10 protein-coding genes and 2 pseudogenes are annotated in these 16,752 nt (G+C 59.8%); 9 read left to right on the top strand and 3 right to left on the bottom strand.

Annotated elements, in window-relative coordinates; genetic code table 11:
* The first annotated feature begins 109 nt into the window (after nucleotides 1–109).
* From sctV to IVB01_RS35595, 6 genes are all read left to right on the top strand, one after another.
* On the top strand, nucleotides 110–2,206 hold the full coding sequence (sctV, locus tag IVB01_RS00845) for a type III secretion system export apparatus subunit SctV (RefSeq protein ID WP_346659321.1): 2,097 nt from the start codon (nucleotides 110–112) through the stop codon (nucleotides 2,204–2,206).
* Entirely contained in the window at nucleotides 2,203–3,585 is a 1,383-nt protein-coding gene (locus tag IVB01_RS00840; RefSeq protein ID WP_247494186.1) for an FHA domain-containing protein, read from the top strand. Before sctV ends, IVB01_RS00840 begins: the two co-directional genes overlap by 4 nt.
* The gene (locus IVB01_RS00835; RefSeq protein ID WP_247301451.1) at nucleotides 3,582–3,836 is read left to right on the top strand and encodes a hypothetical protein; all 255 of its coding nucleotides are present in this window, start codon (nucleotides 3,582–3,584) and stop codon (nucleotides 3,834–3,836) included. Before IVB01_RS00840 ends, IVB01_RS00835 begins: the two co-directional genes overlap by 4 nt.
* Before the next feature lie 243 nt (nucleotides 3,837–4,079).
* Nucleotides 4,080–5,018, top strand: coding sequence for a LysR substrate-binding domain-containing protein (locus IVB01_RS00830; RefSeq protein WP_247334001.1), 939 nt, complete (start codon nucleotides 4,080–4,082; stop codon nucleotides 5,016–5,018).
* Between the two features lie 838 nt (nucleotides 5,019–5,856).
* Nucleotides 5,857–7,170: a hypothetical protein gene (locus tag IVB01_RS35600; protein WP_346659320.1), complete on the top strand. Its 1,314-nt coding sequence runs from the start codon at nucleotides 5,857–5,859 to the stop codon at nucleotides 7,168–7,170.
* Between the two features lie 3,149 nt (nucleotides 7,171–10,319).
* On the top strand, nucleotides 10,320–11,351 hold the full coding sequence (locus IVB01_RS35595; RefSeq protein ID WP_346659319.1) for a shikimate kinase: 1,032 nt from the start codon (nucleotides 10,320–10,322) through the stop codon (nucleotides 11,349–11,351).
* 249 nt (nucleotides 11,352–11,600) lie between these two features.
* Here IVB01_RS35595 and IVB01_RS35590 read toward each other — a convergent pair whose 3' ends face one another.
* A complete protein-coding gene (locus IVB01_RS35590) occupies nucleotides 11,601–11,927 on the bottom strand; it encodes a hypothetical protein (RefSeq protein ID WP_346659318.1) in 327 nt (108 codons plus the stop codon).
* 185 nt (nucleotides 11,928–12,112) lie between these two features.
* Here IVB01_RS35590 and IVB01_RS35585 point away from each other — a divergent pair, with 185 nt between their 5' ends.
* Complete coding sequence (locus IVB01_RS35585; protein WP_346659317.1) at nucleotides 12,113–12,280, top strand: hypothetical protein; 168 nt, start codon at nucleotides 12,113–12,115, stop codon at nucleotides 12,278–12,280.
* Between the two features lie 91 nt (nucleotides 12,281–12,371).
* Nucleotides 12,372–12,542 (top strand): hypothetical protein, encoded by a 171-nt coding sequence (locus IVB01_RS35580; RefSeq protein WP_346659316.1) that lies wholly within the window; start codon nucleotides 12,372–12,374, stop codon nucleotides 12,540–12,542.
* 559 nt (nucleotides 12,543–13,101) lie between these two features.
* On the opposite strand, the pseudogene IVB01_RS00810 reads toward IVB01_RS35580, so the two are convergent.
* Nucleotides 13,102–13,732: pseudogene (locus IVB01_RS00810) on the bottom strand (IS5 family transposase).
* Nucleotides 13,733–14,173: 441 nt separating this feature from the next.
* On the opposite strand from IVB01_RS00810, the gene IVB01_RS00805 reads away from it, so the two are divergent.
* Entirely contained in the window at nucleotides 14,174–16,474 is a 2,301-nt protein-coding gene (locus IVB01_RS00805) for a hypothetical protein (RefSeq protein WP_247494184.1), read from the top strand.
* Here the strand turns inward: IVB01_RS00805 and IVB01_RS00800 are convergent.
* Nucleotides 16,466–16,719, bottom strand: a pseudogene (locus tag IVB01_RS00800) (transposase); the annotation flags it as partial. The gene IVB01_RS00805 and the pseudogene IVB01_RS00800 sit on opposite strands and share 9 nt — an antisense overlap.
* Between the last annotated feature and the right edge of the window lie 33 nt (nucleotides 16,720–16,752).

Genomic DNA, 16,752 nt, shown 5'->3' with positions numbered 1-16,752 from the left:
GTCAAGATATCTGAGCAAGCATCAGGGCCGAGGCGGGATCCTTTCTGCGGTTCGTCCCGTCGCTAATGCCGGACACGCACCAACAGAGGATCCAGCGCGAGTGGTTAGTGTGAAGTTTCTTGACAGAGTTGGAACGGTCGCGTCCGGCCGTAATGATATTGTTCTGGTGGCGCTACTGATCACGATCATCTTCATGATGATCATTCCACTGCCGCCGGTTCTCATGGATGTTCTACAGGCCGTCAACCTGGGAATCTCGGCACTCCTGCTGATGGTCGCGGTCTATATTAAATCCCCCCTTGCGTTCGTCTCCTTTCCGTCAGTGCTCCTGGTGACGACACTATTTCGGCTGTCGCTTGGCATCGCCGCGACACGCACTATCTTGCTTCATGCGGACGCCGGCCAAATCATCAAGACCTTCGGGGACTTCGTCGTAGCTGGCAATCTCGTGGTGGGCGCGGTGACTTTTTTGATCATGACAATCGTTCAGTTTGTCGTCATCACCAAGGGATCTGAGCGTGTGGCGGAGGTTGCTGCACGGTTTTCTCTGGATTCCATGCCGGGCAAGCAAATGAGCGTTGACGGGGACTTGCGTGCCGGCAGTATAGATATCCGAGAAGCAAGTCGACGACGCGTTGCGATTGAGCGCGAGAGCCAGCTGTACGGTGCCCTGGACGGCGCCATGAAGTTTCTCAAGGGTGACGCCATCGCAGGGCTGATCAGTATTGCCGTGAATATCATAGGTGGAATCGCAATTGGTTCGTTTCAAAAGCAGATGGGATTGTACGAGGCGCTTGAGGTCTATGCGATCCTGACCATCGGAGACGGGCTCGTCGGTCAGATACCGGCTCTCTTCACGGCGATTACAGCGGGATTTATCGTTACGAGGGTTAGTGACGAAGATAACGGTGTGGATCTGGGTAACGAAATCGGCAACGAGGTTATCGCACAACCGCGTGCGCTGATTGTCGGGTCATTCATTCTCTTCCTCTTTTCGTTCGTCCCTGGCTTTCCGACGGGAATCTTCATGATCCTCGCGGTTGTAGTCGGAGGTGGTGGCTGGCAATTACAGCGTAATCGGCGGCTGGCCACACCGGCAATGCGTCGCTACTCGGTGACAGGGGGAGCGCGCTTAAGGGCCTCGGACGAGCCGACCGCCGGGGCTGATGGAGCCGACGACAATGGCATCACGTTCACTGTGCCGCTGATGATCGACATTGGTCACGACATTCAGGCGGCCATCCCTCCTGATCTGCTAACGAAAGCATTGGATGCAGAACGGCACGCGCTCCTTCTTGAGCTCGGGGTCCCTCTTCCAGCGATCAGTGTGCGGGTGAACGACACCTGCAAGGATGGAGCGTATGTCATCATGGTAAATGAAATACCATGCGGCGAAGGGCGACTGCGGTCGCAACATCTTTTGGCGCGCGATACTCCTGAGAACCTCGATCTTGTGGGCATTCCGTATGTTCTGGACAAATCTTTCCTTTCTCAGATCGAGACGGTCTGGGTGGACGCCATACATCGCGAATCATTACGAGCTGCCAGCATCCGTTTCCTGGAATCGGTGCAGATACTTAGCTACCAAACCGGTCAAATCCTGCGCAGGCATGCTGCCGAGTTTGTCGGCATCCAGGAAACAAAAACTCTTTTGAATCGCATCGAGGTGTGGTCGCCGGAACTCGTAAAGGAAGTACTCCGCTCAGCCCCTCTGCAGAAGATTGCAGAGGTCTTTCAACGACTGATCGCGGAGGAGGTTTCACTGCGTAACATGCGCACCATCCTCGCCGCACTGGTCGAACGGGCACAGAACGAAAGAGACGTTGTCCTGCTGACCGAGCATGTGCGCTGTGCGCTGAGGAGGCAAATCTGCATTCCGTATTGTATCGGCATGAACCTGCTGCCGGCCTACCTTCTCACGCCAGAAGTGGAAGATACGCTGCGAAATGCCATTCGGCAGACTTCCGCCGGCAGTTATCTCGCCCTTGACGCGCGAACAACAGGTCAGATCATTGACGCAATACGAGAAGCTATCGGCGACCTTAACCAGCAGCCGCACAAGCCGGTGCTGCTGACTTCGATGGATATACGTCGGTACCTACGCAAGGTCATCGAAACCGACTTCTACGGACTGCCAGTGCTATCCTATCAGGAGCTTCCCCCCGAAATCTCCATACAGCCATTGGGACGGATATCGCTGCAATGAGAAACGCGAACGTAGCGCAAGATGTTCTGACGGGTGATCAGGGCCAACTGATCTTACGGATCCTGTCTGGCCCCAACAAGGGGGCCGAGACATCGCTCAGCGAAGGAGTCTGGCTAATCGGCAGCGACGACGCTGACGACCTTACCTTCGCAGATCCGGAACTGATTGCCTCACATCTTCGCATCGCCGTCGAGGCAGGGCGAATCCAGATCACCGCACTGGCACCGGGTGTGCTCATCGGCGGTAGTGATTGTCCAACAGAGTGCCCGACGACCCTCGATCCACTCACTCCGGTTCAGGTTGGGCGGACGATTTTCAGTATCGGCCCAACTGATGGTAGCTTTCCCGATATGGACTCCTCGGTCGAGCGCAGAAGGTTGCACGCCGAGCATGCCCCCCCAGGTCTCGAAGGAGCGGCGCCCAGGGGGCGAGAAACTCGTCTTGTGGTGAACTCGATGCCTCGGCCATTTCGGCTTGGCGCGGCCGCTTGCGGCCTTCTGGTCATCGTCTATGGAGCTTGTGCCGGGGTGGGGTGGGTTGCGTCCTCTTTCACCCCGGCCGCCGTTCCGGATGCTGACGCGATCAAGATTGCCAGGAACGTCCTTCGCGATTTGAATGTCGGACGCGACGTCAGCATCGCGCTTTCCGACGATAACCTGATCATCGACGGCGACTTGCGACCTGGAGAGGTTACAAGGATCAAATCAGCCCTGCGCGACGTCGGGCTAACTGCAGAGGTAACACCGAAACCGGCGACGGCCACCGCCCCGTCTGATGCAAAGATCATCGACCTGTCAACCACGGTAATGCAGGCATTCGGCATCGAGGGGAGTATTCGCGTGGGAAGCGCCGGAGAGATATCGATAGCCGGATATGGCTCGAGTGATGCAACCGTCAAAGCGGCCCTTCGTCACCTGCAGCAGGATGTTCCCGGAGTCCGCACAATTGATGACACAATCGCAACGCCGGACCGCGCACGAACCTTTCTAGAGACAGCGACGACAGCGGAACTCCGTCGTTCCATTCGCATCGTGGTGAAGCCAGACGTCATCCTCGTTTCTGGGACGCTTACCCCAAGTGCCTATAGCGAATGGAAGACCGTTGCCTCCCACTTCGAGAAGAAGTTCGCGCCTCACATTCGGCTCGAGGCACACTGTTCGCCAGTGGTGTTGCCGATAGCGAGAGGCGTGAACCTCGGCCGGTCTCCGTTTATCGTAGTTCAGAACGGAACACGCCTGAAAGTCGGCGACAATATCGATCATTTCGGCAAGATCATTGTCATCGATCGTGACGGAATGCTTGTGCGTGTCGGAGAGGCCGACGTGCACGTTCCCTACCCGAACAAGCCGGAATGGATAGCAGAGGAGGATCAACTGTGAGCGAGCATCTAGTCAATCTTGAGCTGCAGAAACAGCTGGTAGATGACGTCGACGGCGCGGAGTTATCCGCCGTCGAGAGAGAGTTCGAGAGTTGGAGACAATCGTTGAAACGTGACATGGATGGCGGCGTCACGCGGCATCATTTCGACGCGTTGTGCACATTGCTTGACGCAATAGATGCCGCAACAGACGTTGTTAATTTAACATGGATGCGCCACCACGGCGGTCTATCCTCTGGCTTGGAGAGGTAAGGTGGATTTTAGGACTATAAGCGGCTCCCTTGGCAGATCTGTTGCGGCATCGGAACGCAGCCTAAGAAGTCACGTGGCGACCATGAACCCGGACGACACCATGGATCAGCTCAAGCTTCAGCTCTCAATGAACACACACACTACACTCTTGAGTCTGAATTCGACCGTTATCAAAGCGGTTCACGAAGCGCTGAATGGTATTATCCGGAATATCGCCTGAGCTACGAACGATTCTAGGCTGCTATGTCTTCCAGCTTTATGCAACTACGTCATCTCCGATATTTCACGGGCATCGTGGATGCTGGTAGTTTTTGCCAAGCAGCGGCGACAATCCACGTGGCGCAGCCGGCCCTGAGTCAGCAGATGGCTGCCTTGGAAGCCGAGCTTGGCGTCGCGCTGCTGCACCGTAGCGTTCGCGGCATTCGCCCGACCCGCGAGGGCAAGGTCTTTTATCGTGAGGCCACGTCCATTCTTCAGCAGGTTGACCAACTGCGCAGCATCATCCGCTCTAAGGCAGGAGAACCGGAGGGTGTTGTAAGGCTCGGCATGTCCTCCGCGCTCGCCGCTTCGTTCGCCCGCCTCCTGATGGAAGCCAGCCGGACAGTGCTTCCAAAAGTGCGCCTTCATCTTGTTGCGGGTGACTCTCTTCAGATGAAGCCGCTCATCGTATCACGCGCGCTTGATATCTGCGCTGTGCTTGAGGATGAACCCACTTCAGGTGTTACTCGCCAGTCACTCTTTCAACAGCGACTCCATCTGGTACGTCCTCCCGATACAGGGGAAGCCGCTCGCGCCATTTCGGTTGAGGAATTGGCCGAACTCCCTCTTGTATTGCCGACGCGCCCAAGCACAATTCGCGATGTATTAGATCGGACGTTTGAAGCGGCCGGCGTGATGCCGAACTGCATCGCAGAAGTCGACACCTTCGCCAGTGCGCTCTCTTTGGTCAGGGCGGGTCTCGCAAATGCGATCCTGCCCAAGGGCGAAATTCCCGATATTCCAGGCGACGAAGATTTGAGGCCCTTCGCGATAGATCCACCGGTCCATATGACAGCTTGCCTCATCTCTTCTGGCGACCTCGGTCCCGCCGCCGAAGCCGTGAGCGCCTTGCTGGTTGCGCAGGTGCGAAAAGTGCTTCAAACGAGACCTCTTGCAGGACGCGAGCTGATGACGACACCTTGATCTCGATTCAAGGCTGGGGTCCTATCGGTTGCCGAGTGACAATTCAGTGGCAGGTGGTTTGCGTAAGAGGTGATAGAAAGTGGGTATCACAAATAGTCAATCGGGAACGGTGTTTCAGGCGGTGCAACGCACCGGGATCGCATCACAGGGCTTGATGGTGCACCGCAGCTGGTCGCGGCTAGAGTGGTAGTGTCCTGAACCAGAAGTTCGCAAAGCGTTGTCTTTTACTGGGCACTGTAACTGCAGAAGCGCTCGATGGAAGGAAGTACCGGAATTAGAAGCTCCGTCGTTGTTCGGCTCTCTCCTTGGCAGGGCGACACGAATGTATTGCGAAACTACGATTGGGAACTGTGACTCGATACATAGCTCACGGACCATTTGATCGCGGGCTATCATGACGGGCATTGGCCGAATAGGGAAGCTGCACATTTCAGGCTTTGAAGCCGACGGTACCCGTGGAGCGAGCGCGTCTCGCCCTGACCCCGCTCTGCGCGATGGAGAAGGTAGCCAAAGCTATCCTTCTGTCGTGGGGCGGATGCACGCGGGGCCTCAGAAGGCCTCTGCTCGCGCAGCGTCTTGTCCTAGTGATGTCTTCCGTGACGGGCTTGCCAATCGCTCCGGTGGCTCACATCAAATCCACGCGGCTGCACAATGGGCAGCCGGTGGGAGGCGGGGTGATCCTTTCTCAGTGTCGGAGCGCGGCGTACAATGTGGGGGCGCAAGCTCATCGCGTTCAGGCGATGAACAATGGCGAATCGATGGAGGAGGCAGAAGCTCGCAATCAGGCGCGGTCTCATCACAGAAGCAATCCGCGTCCAAACAGAGGGCTGGACTGGCAATGCAGCGCACCATGGAGGTGGGCGCATACAACCTGCACCTTGCAGACTTGAAGCGACATAGACGTGTAGATCTTGAAGCAAAGCTTCGTAAAGCGCTGCAGGCCATTCAACGCGCTTGTAAGGCCGTGGCAGAACAGGTATCGCGGCTTGATTACCAGCTAATCAAGAAGGTGAAGCCGAGGGCGCTTTCGCTCTTCGCATTCTCATTTGGCCGTCACCCAGGCTCGACTAAAGGCCGCGAAGCAACGACGAAAGTCGCCAAGTCGTATTGCAGCGAAAACAGGGTGCTTGAGGAGCCGAACGGTCAAGATCTGTCATTACTGGTAGACAGCTTCAGCAAGTGGCCGAAAGAACGCTCCTGTCGACAGGCGGGAGCTGCGATCGCCCGTGAGATGCTTTCCCGCAACCTATCCGACTGCAAGCCGCAGGAGCTGGCGTATCTGGTAAACGATTTCAGCAAGTGGCCTGACGAGCCCGGTTGTCGTGAGGCCTCAATCGCAATCGCCGGTGAGGTGCGTCCCGGCGAGCTCTCCCATTTTGAACCGCAGCGCTTGGCGAACCTGGTGAACAGTTTCAGCAACTGGCCCGACGAGCCCGGTTGTCGTAAGGCCACAGTCGCAATCGCTGGTGAGGTGCGTCCCGGCGAGCTCTCCCATTTTGAACCGCAGCACCTGACGAACTTGGTGAACGGTTTCAGCAAGTGGCCGGACGAGCCGGATTGTCGCAAGGCCACAGTCGCAATCGCTGGTGAGGTGCGTAGCGGCAAGCTCTCCCATTTTGATCCGCAGGCCTTGGCGGCCCTGGTGAACGGCTTCAGCAGATGGCCGGACCAGCAGGAGACGCGTGAAGCGACGGTTGCCATCGCCGGCGCGGTGGTTGCCCGGGCCGGCAATCTCGACGGATTCTCGGATCAAGAATTGGCCAATCTGGTGAACGGTTTCGGCAAGTGGCCGGAAGAAGAAAAAGCACGCGAGGCGATCGTTGCCATCGCCGGCGAGCTCAGCTCCAAGGGCCGTCGCTTCAGCACTTTCAGCACGCCTGCGCTAGCTAGGATCGCCAACGGTCTGTCGCGGGGGTATCCAGGGGGGAGAGACCGCCGGCGAAGTCGCCGAACCCGCCTTGCTGAAGGACCGGCTGCATCAGCTGGCGCACTACCTCCAATATGCCGAGGATCGGCTGCAGCAGGCCGATGTCCATTCCATCGCGAGTATATTCAAGGCGTTGGGCAAGGCGCAATTGTTGGACGATCTCGGTGCGCTGGCACAGCCGGGGCTGGACAGGCTCGAGGTGTTACGTGCCGCTCCCGGGTTTAAGCTCGACAACAACCTCGAGACGATGGGCAATCTTTGCGCCTCCCTGCTGCCACTGGCTCGCAGCCCGAAGCCGGTGTTGCGCTGGCACCGCAGGTCGGCGCTGAACCTGCTCAACGCCATCCAGCCGGTGGTCGAACACAAGATCGATGCCCATCTCAAGCCAGGCCAGGCCGAGCGCACCAGCGGCGCCAATGCAAGCCGCTGCCTGGGGCTTTCGATCTATCAGGTGCTCAAGACCCGGGCGGTGCTGGAGACGCTCTACCGGCGGCCCTATGTCGACGGCGACGAGCTCTTGCAGGCCAGGCGGGAAGAGCTGCACGGCAAGACCAGGCAGATCTTGGACAGTGCCCGCGCCCTTATCGAGGCCGACCTTTCCTACATGAGCTGGAACGTGATCGCCGAGATCGAGGCGAAGGAGCCGCTCGAAGCGCTCGACACCTTCATGGCGCAGAACGCATCGAAGGTCCAGGCCCAGCATGCAGCCGCCAGCTTCGATGTCCATCGGGTCCTTCAGGCCATGGACCACGAGCCGAGACCGCCGCAAGGCGATGCCGGACTGATGCGGCTGCCGGTGGTCGACATGCAAGGCCGGCCGCTGGCCGGCGACGCCGAGTTGCGCTATTCTGTTTTCCACCGCTTGACCTCGGGCGCGGTGAAGGTGGTGGCGGTGCAGCTAAAGAAACCTCCGACTGACTTCGAGCTGACAAGCACGTTCGCCGTGGAGGGCGTGCCCTACCGCATGGACCTGTTCGGCGGCAGCAAACTGAAGCCGCGGCAAAAGAGCCTGAACCAGCTTGCCTCTCACCTGCCCGTCGCGGCCGAAGAGGCCCCAGGCGGCAAGCTTTTGGCGATCCCCTATGCCGAGACGGCTCCAGGTACGGCCTTTGAGCAGCTGTCGCGGGCCTGGGCGCCGTTCAAGGAAGCCTATTACTATACCCAGCGCCGCGGATTTGCCGCGCCGCCGGGCATCCCCGACGTTGGCCCGCATGATTATGCGCTGGAAGGGTGCTTCAAGCTGTCCCTTCTGCCCGACCGCCCCGCAGGCGCAGCGCATCCTTTCCGGTTCGAGGGGCGAGACGGCGAGATCGCCTTGCGGCCGCATGACGGCTGCGGCTTCATCAGGGCCTCACTGGCCGAGCGCATGCCGGCCATTGCCCGGGCTCGCCACGGCGCTCCCGAGCGGATGCCTGCCTATGCCGATAATAGGCAATCGGCGGTACCGCCCTCGGCGCTGCAACATTATCCGCGCAGCGTCGAAGTGGCACAGGAGACCCGCGAGAAGGCTCTGGCTTGGCTCGAAACCCATCAAAGCCTCACCGCCGAGGAGCTGTTCCGGACGGTCACGGGCGGGCATATCGAGGGTTCGGGCGCTATCGCCGTGCCGTCCAGCGACGAATGCCTGCATGTGCCGACCGGCAAGAGCAAGACCTTGACCCGTGACGCTGGCGTGCTTGTCGGACGCTCCCCCTATGACAAGCCCAACCTGCGCCCGTTCGCCGCCGACCGGATCAGGTCGGCGCGCGATGGCGATCGGACCGCGGCGTTCCTGGATCGGTGCGTGGCCTTCCAATACAGCTTCAATGTCGCGCACAGGTCGCGGGCTGGGCTTACCGCCGACGATCCGACCTTCTTTGCCAAAGGCATCTTGATCGTTGTGCCCGACGAAATGTGGGCGGCGGACTTCGCCGAGCGCGGGGTGGTGATGTCTGCCGAGGACGTAAAGTGCCATTCGCGCTGGCTGGAGGAAAAGGACCGGGTCAAGGCCGACACCGCGCTCGAGTGCGTCGGCATCCTGCAGGCGACGGAGGTGTTCGCGCTCGGCTCTTTGGTTGCGGTTCCGAGCGCCGAACAAAAAAAGCTCGACGGCGATTTTGACGGCGACACCGTCGTCATCATCGGCGACCGGCCTCGCCTTTACGAGCATGTGCGCCAGTTCGACGCGCAGCTGCAGGCGCGCGGCATCGCCTCGATGAAGCCGCCGAAGTCGCACACGCCGGCCATTGAGAAAGGCGGCTACCAGTTCAGCCGGTCCAAGCAGATCCTGTCGGCCACCGGGCTGGCGCTGGAGACCTACAGCTGCCTGCAGCGCAACGTGCTGGCGCAGCCGCTGGAGGCGCAACGCTGGTTTGCCGAGCGTGCCATCTTCGGCACCTACGAGGGCATTCATCATGAGCTCAAGGCCGACATCCGCGCACTGTTGCAGGAAGATCGACCGGATGGCCTGACCCTCCAGGAGCTCATCGCCAGGGCGAGGGAAGACAGCAAGGCCGCCAGGCATCCGGTGGCCTGCGAACTGGCCGCCTTGCTAGTGGCCGAGCTCCAGGACTGGAACCTGCAGCTCAATAGCGAGCCGGCTCATGAGCAGTCGGACGTCAAGCAGCAGTTAGCGCGATCCGTGACCTCAACCAGCGCGAAGCCTGCCGTCAGCGCCGACGCCGGCGCGCTCTTCCCGAAACTCAGCGAATCCTATCCGGCAACCGCTGACGCCAGGAAGCGCATCGACTTCCTGCTCAACCACTACCAGCCGCGCATCGATCCGCGGCCCGACGGCTACAACCCGGACGATCTGCATGAAAGCGCCATCAATCTGTTGAGCGTCGGCATCAAGGTCGGCACGGACGCCTACAAGTCCGATACCGGTGCGCGGGTGTTCATGCAAAAAGCCACCGAATTGCAGCGGCTCTTGGAGCAGAGGCCGGGCTTCAAGCCGGCGCCCTATGTCAAGACGCAAGTGGCAAAGCTCCACCAGGGCCGGTTCGACGCCGATGGCAGCCTGGCGGTTCTGAAGGACAACCCCACGCTGGCGGCCTCGGTCATGGAGGCCTCGATCAGACTCGCCGTCGAACAGCGCATCCTGCCCAGCGCCTTAGCAATCTCGGCCGACGACGACCCCGCCAGCAGGATAACGCTGAGCAGCGAACGGGCCCTGGAGCGCGCCAGGCTCGAAGCCGCCCCCGCCGAAGCGCAAGAAAGCGCGATTACCGAAACTGTGCACGCGGTTGCCGAGCTTTTGCGGCAGGACGGCATCGAGGTGAAGGTGCCGCATCTCGACCAACGGTCGCGCGGGCAGGTCTGGATAGCCGACGAGTTGACCGGCCAGAGCGTGAGCGCGGCGCCGGAGGCCCAACTGGTCACCCATACCATGCGCCATGTCTTCGAGATCCCGGAGGAGGCTTTTACGCGCGCCTTCAGGAAGGCGGCACTGGCCTTCGAGGAGCGGGACTGCAGCGAGGTCGAGACCACCAACTGGTTCATCAGGATGGACGCGCGGCGTTCACACGGCGTTCAGAACCGCGCAGAACTATCGCTTCGAGGTCGCGTTCCATACGCCGGCCAGTTACCGGGCCGAGCGCGCGCAGAGCGAATGCGAGCTGGTCCCCATTCCCCGTGGTACCTGGGACATATTACACTTTTGCTCGTCAGGAGAAAACAGGTCGAGGGCGGCAGGGACCTCCAGGTGGCGCACCGTCGGAAGACAACAGATTGCGACCGCTCCTCGCTCGCCGCAAGCCGGCGAGATCCTCGCGGCCCTCGGTACGCGGCCGGTGGTGCTCGTCGGCATGCCGGCGAGCGGCAAGTCGACCATCGGCGACCAGCTTGCCAAGGAGTTGGGGGTGGAGTTTGTCGACATCGATAAGCGTATCGTCGCCGAGCACGGCAATCTGATGGAGATGTTCGCCGACCCTGGCCGCGGCGAGGCGCACTTCAGGGACCTGGAGACCAAAGAGCTCGCCAAGCAGCTGGAGAGAGGGCCCATCGTCATCGCAACCGGCGGCGGCTGCTTTGGCAAGGAATCCAATCAGGCCCTGATCCTTGATAAGGCGAGGTCGATCTGGCTCGACACCGAGCTGAAAGAGCTCCGCAGGCGCCTCAAGTGGGACACCACCCGGCCGCTGCTGCAAGGTGCCGACGTCGAGCAGAAGGTTAACCAGCTGTACGAAGAGCGCAGTCCGTTCTACCAAAAGGCCGATATCAGGTTGCCGCTCGTCCCGCCCTTTCAAAAAGCCAAGAAGTACGCCCGCATTTGCGTGAAGGAACTCTTCGCTTTCCTGTGCAGTGACATAGAAGGCGGTCCGCCGGCTGCAGAGATATCACATTCCGCCGGTACTTCCGGGACCGCCATCAGCATGTCTCCGACCGCGCAGCGCATGCACGATGATCATCACAACGGCTGCGATTAGGGGGCGGCGTCGTGGAAGCCATCCAGGCGCCGGCACCAATGAGTGAAGGGGAACGGCGCATCTCGACACCCTCACCGCCGACCCGCAGCCTTTGCTGGCCGGCAGTAACGCACGAGCGGATTTAGCGTTTACCGCGAGAAGCAGAGATCGTTCAACTCCAGGGCGATAAGGGGCAACGATCAAGGGTTCTTTCGCAGGTTTGGTGCAGCAGGGTGGAGACGCGCGGAGACAGCCCTGCTGAAGAATAGCTTACATCGGCTGGCTCATTACCTGCACTATGCCGATGATCGGCTGGAGCAAGCCAACGTTCTGAGCATCGCCATCATTTTCAAGGAGCTGGCGAAGGTCGGGCTGTTTGAGGACCTCGGTTTGCTCGCACCAACAGGGCTGGATCGCCTTAGGGAATTGCATCGTGCCCTTGGTTTTGCCGCGGAGAATAACCTCGAAACCACGGGCAATCTTTGCGCTGCCCTGCTGCCGCTGGCGCGCAGCCCGCACCTGCGCTCGCACCGCAGACAGGCTCTGAACCTGCTGAACGACATCCAACCCGTCGTGGAGCGCAAGATCGAGGCGCATCTCAACGCAAGCGAGGCCGAGCGGACTCGTGGGCCGTTCGCGAGCCGCTGCCCGGCTTTGTCGATCTATCAAGTGCTGAACGCCCGTGCGGTCCTGGAAACGTTGTTCAGGCGGCAGTATGTCGAGCGAAGCAAAATCGATTTGCTCGTACGGCGGGACGAGCTGAGCGCAAGACCAAGGAGATCTTGTACAGCACGCGCGATCTCATCAAAAGCGATCTTTCCAATAGGAGCTGGAACCTGATCGCGCATATCGAGGCGGACGATCCCGTCGACGCGCTGGACTCGTTTATGGGCGCAGGACGCAGCGAGGATCCAGGCGCAACATCCGGCATCCGTCTTCGACACGCATGATGTGCTGCGGGCGATGGACCATGAGCCCAGACCGCCGCAGGGTAATGCGGAGCTAATGCAGCTTTTGGTTGTGTGCCTGCAGGGGCGGCGAGTGGCGACGGAGCCTGAGACACGCTATTCGATTTTCCATCGCCTGACCTCCGGGGCATTGCCGGTGGTCGCGGTGCAGCTGCCGGGAAAGCTCAGCACCTTCATGTTGGCGCGGTCGCTCACCGTCGATGGTAAGATGGAGCAACTAGTCGAGCGCGCGCGAAGTCTGTAAGGTCGTTGCGATACCCGAAGGTGTCAGAACCAATCCCCACTGGTCAATCGAAGGGGCGCGTACAGGTGGCTTACCTCGGACTCCGAGGCCGTCATGCCGAAATTCTGTTCAACGAAGTGGGTGATCTCTGCTCTTGAGCAACGATGAGCATCGACCGACCAGGGACACTCTCGATCTCAAAGCAATGGTGGTCGTGTCGCTCGAGAGGGTTGCGCTTGCTCGGAAGGAACTTTTTTGGATTTCAAGAAGCTCCTCTTCGAGGGAAATGACAAGGAGAATGTTGTTCTTTCCGCGTGCCTGTACGGCGGCTGAGTCGCCCTGGCGAATGACGACCCGGATTCGCCGTACTGCGTTTGATAGCGCTAGTCGTTTATACGCAAACGATTGCTTGCAATTAGTTTCGCGATTTGCATAAATACTATGGAATATCCGAAGCGGAGTTTTGTGAGAATTCCATCTGCCGAAAGAACTGTCTAGCTAAATTACTGTCGTCGGTTTGCGAGCATCGCTACAGTCGGCCACGCAGAATGCGACGGGGAGCCCTAGGCGGTGTGGACACTTATCGCATCCATAAGACGATGGCTGCGAGGGTGACGACGGCGAGGTAGTTTCGTGTGGTTTTTTCGAATCCTTTGCTGCGATGGCTTGGCGCAGGTGATCGGCGTCATAAGCTGTATCGGCCATGAAAACCTCGGCAGGCAATCCCTCGATCAATTCGGCGGCTTGCGGTGCATCGCCCTTCTGGCCTGCGGTGATCGTGAACCGTACAGGACATCCCAAGCCGCGAACGGCCATATGTATCTTGGTGCTCAGGCCGCCGCGCGAACGGCCAATCGCCTGATCTTCAGACCCCCTTTTTTGGCCCCGGCAGCATGCTGATGGGCTCGAACAATGGTGGGATCGACAATCAGGTATTCGAAGTCCGGATCGTCGGACATCGCCTCGAAGATCCGCCACCAGACGCCTTTGGCACTCCATCGGCTGAAGCGCCGGAACACGCTGTTCCAGTCCCCAAACACCTCCGGAAGATCACGCCAGGGAGAGCCCGTACGAGCGATCCACAGCACACCTTCCACGAACATCCGATTGTCGCGCCCAGTCGAGCCCTTCTGGTCAGGCCGACCTATGATCAGCGGCGCCATCCGCTCCCAAGCCGCGTCGCTCAACACCAGCCGATCCATCACACCCAAGACTGCCTCCCGAAAAGCAGCTTTGAATCTGATTTGCTCCTAAAAGGAATCCTTAGAGTCCACACCGCCTAGGGGATCAATCGGATCTACCGACTTTATCGCGAGGAAAGGCTCACCCTGCGGGCTCGCCGCAAGCCTGTCGGGACTCGGGCCCCGATCCTGATCGAGGTGAGGCCTAACGCGCGCTAACGTCTTCGTGGCGCATCACGCTTTGCTTGCCGATAGTCTCGCAAGGCCTGACAGCGAACACGCATCTGGAATCGCCAGCCATAATCCTAAGATATGATCTCAGAGCGAAGATCTATTTGACGCAGTGCATCACTATCTACCAAGTATGGCAGAGCCACAATGCGGGGGTTCGATAAGTGCAGCGCCCCAGACCTGCCTCGCTCTTAGAGCTGAATCGAAGCCAAATATTCGCTGGTCTATAGAAGGTGAATTGTGAGAGCTATAAGGGAGCTTGGCAAGGAGCCGATCCTGGGGTTTGGCGCCCACGAAGCTGAGAGCGCGGACGACTCGCACACGGCGCCAATTGGCAGCCTTGAAGCAGTAAATAGATCACTTGCCGTTGTGGAGCACTGGCCCGCTGAACCTTTGGGATCAAGCGCACCATTATCTCGCAACAACCTTCGCATCATCGGTGACCTTGGTGCACCGCCGGACTTTATTCCACCACCACCGGATTTGCTCCATTTGCCGCCGGATTTACTCAAAATTCTAGTTGAGCAGCTGAGGCTAACCGATCTGGTGAGTCTGTCGCAAACGACCCGCGATCTGCGAACTGATGTCCCCAGGCTCTACGATTCTGATCGTCACAAGATGACCCGGATAGCTATTCGGGTTCAGGCTGTCTGGGACAGAATAGTGACTCCCGCCCCGGGCATCGCGGGCCGGTTTGCCGAGCTATTGATGCATGGTGTAGTCCAATCACTCGCGATCAACATCAATTTTCTGACATTGACGCAGCAGGAGCACCTCGTGGCGCTCGCCGAAGGGCTAAACGCCCCCGAGCATCGCGGGTTGGCGGTGAGAACCCTCGGAAGGTGCCTCAAGGAGCTTGCGCCAGCACTCCAAGAACGTCTTGTCGCCCTGGCCGAGGGGATTGCCCACCCAGCGCATCGTGCCTGTCTCCTCCACGCCCTAGGTGCGTACATAGGAGAGCTTGCACCCGCGCTGCAGGAGCGCCTCGTTGTGCTCGCAAAGGACCTTGGTGATAGGAGGCGGCTACAGGTTATGGAGGGCCTGGTAGAACATGCGGAACGACTTACGCCCGCGCTTCAGGAGCTTCTGGTTGTGTTCGCAGATGAGTGCGTCCTGCCAGAGGACCTCGGCAAGGCTTTGGAGATCCTAGGGCCAGGCGCGGGACAGCTTGCCCCCGCGCTCCAGGAGCGTCTGGTCGACCTCGTGGAAGAATTAGACACGTCCGATCGTGTTAAGGCGCTGTGCGGCTTCGGGCGGCGCATTGATAAGCTCGCGCCCGCACTCCAGGAGCGTCTAGTCGACCTCGTGGGGGCGTTAGACACATCCGATCGTGCTGAGGCGCTGTGCGGCTTCGGGCCGCGCATGGATAAGCTCGCGCCTGCACTTCAGGCGCGCCTTATCATGCTCGTCGTGGGACTAAGCGGTTCATCGGAGCGCGCTAAGGCCTTGATGGCCCTCGCAGAGTGTATAGACCGGCTAGCGCCTCAGCTGCAGGAGCGCCTTGTCGCCATGGTGGACGGCTTCGAGCCCATCGACGTGGCTTGGGCCATCCGAATTCTGGGAAGCGCCCTAGCACGGCTTGCACCGGCGCTCCAGCAACGCCTCGTTGAGCTCACCGAGCAGTTGATCGAGCCAAGGCACCGCATCCTAGCTCTGGCCGGCTTTGGACACGGCATGGCAGGGTTGGCGACCGCGCTCCAACAGCGGCTCGTTGTCATCGCCGAAACATTTAATCATCCAAGAAATCGCACCCGGGCCTTGAGCAGCCTAGGAATAGGCCTGGCGGCTCTGACGCCCCTACTCCAGGAGCGGCTCATTACGCTATGCGAAAGAATTGACGACCCACATTATCGTGCTGAAGCCTTGGCGAGTCTCGGAGCACACCAAGAAACTCTTGCGCTCCCGCTGCAGGAGCGTCTCGTCCTCCTTGCTGAGCGGCTTGGCCCGTCTGAAGCTGGCCTTGCGGCTCTTCAGGGGTTTGGAGAGAGCATTCAGTGCCTTGCCGGGCCCCTTCAGCGACGCCTCGTCGTCCTTGCCGAGCGGCTTGACTCACCTCAAGATCGCATCTTGGTTCTCTACGCGTGGAGAGCGAACATTCAGGGGCTTCCGGCACCCCTTCAGGAGCGCCTCGGCATTCTGGTGGAAGGACTGAACGGCTGCGGCTGGAAGCGCGCCGCGGTATTGGCGCTGGGAGCTCGCGTCGCATGGTTAGCGCCCGGATTCCAAGGCCGCCTGATCACACTTGCCGAGAGGCTTGACAAACCCAAAGATCGTATCGTCGCCCTAGAATGCCTTGGACCAGGGATTGGAGAGATTTCGCCCGAGCTTGAGGCGCGCCTAGCTGCTCTGGCCGACGGGTTCGAGCAGCCCGTGCATCGGGCTCGGGCATTGGCGGCACTGTTGCCGATGGGGCCCGGAGCCATAGCGGATTATCCTCCGGTCCGCCCCCACGATCGAGCTGGCTCGCGGATCGGGGGGGCTTATGACGGCCTGCAGATACGACCACAGCGCGCTTGGCGGGGGGCCCTACCATTTTTTTGAAAGGAGCTCGCAAAGCGCGGCCGCATCGAGCATCTGGTCGGCCAGAAGCCTCTTCAGCTTCGTGTTCTCCTCTTCCAAGGCCTCAGCCGCTTCGCTTCGGAAGCGTCCACGCCACCGAATTTGGCGTTCCAATGTAGATGGTCGCGTCGGAAACACCCTGCTTGCAAGAGGTCGGCTGTCTTCGTCCCAGCCTCATGCCCCTTCAATACCGTAATCTGCTCTCCCGTGAACCTTGCTCGCTTCATCTGTCCGTCCATCTTTTGATCGGAGGCGGGCAA

The organism is Bradyrhizobium sp. 164 (genome assembly GCF_023073715.1).
Classification (GTDB): Bacteria; Pseudomonadota; Alphaproteobacteria; order Rhizobiales; family Xanthobacteraceae; genus Bradyrhizobium.
The sequence above is the reverse complement of the archived record's forward strand: the minus strand, read 5'-3'. Positions and strand labels throughout refer to the sequence as shown.

What these genes read in the sequence shown, in the direction of transcription:
- IVB01_RS35600 (WP_346659320.1), top strand. Translation starts at nt 5,857, where the DNA reads ATGCAGCGCACCATGGAGGTGGGCGCATACAACCTGCACCTTGCAGAC.
- IVB01_RS00840 (WP_247494186.1), top strand. Translation starts at nt 2,203, where the DNA reads ATGAGAAACGCGAACGTAGCGCAAGATGTTCTGACGGGTGATCAGGGC.
- IVB01_RS35595 (WP_346659319.1), top strand. Translation starts at nt 10,320, where the DNA reads ATGTCTTCGAGATCCCGGAGGAGGCTTTTACGCGCGCCTTCAGGAAGG.
- IVB01_RS35590 (WP_346659318.1), bottom strand. Translation starts at nt 11,927, where the DNA reads ATGCGCCTCGATCTTGCGCTCCACGACGGGTTGGATGTCGTTCAGCAG.
- IVB01_RS00830 (WP_247334001.1), top strand. Translation starts at nt 4,080, where the DNA reads ATGTCTTCCAGCTTTATGCAACTACGTCATCTCCGATATTTCACGGGC.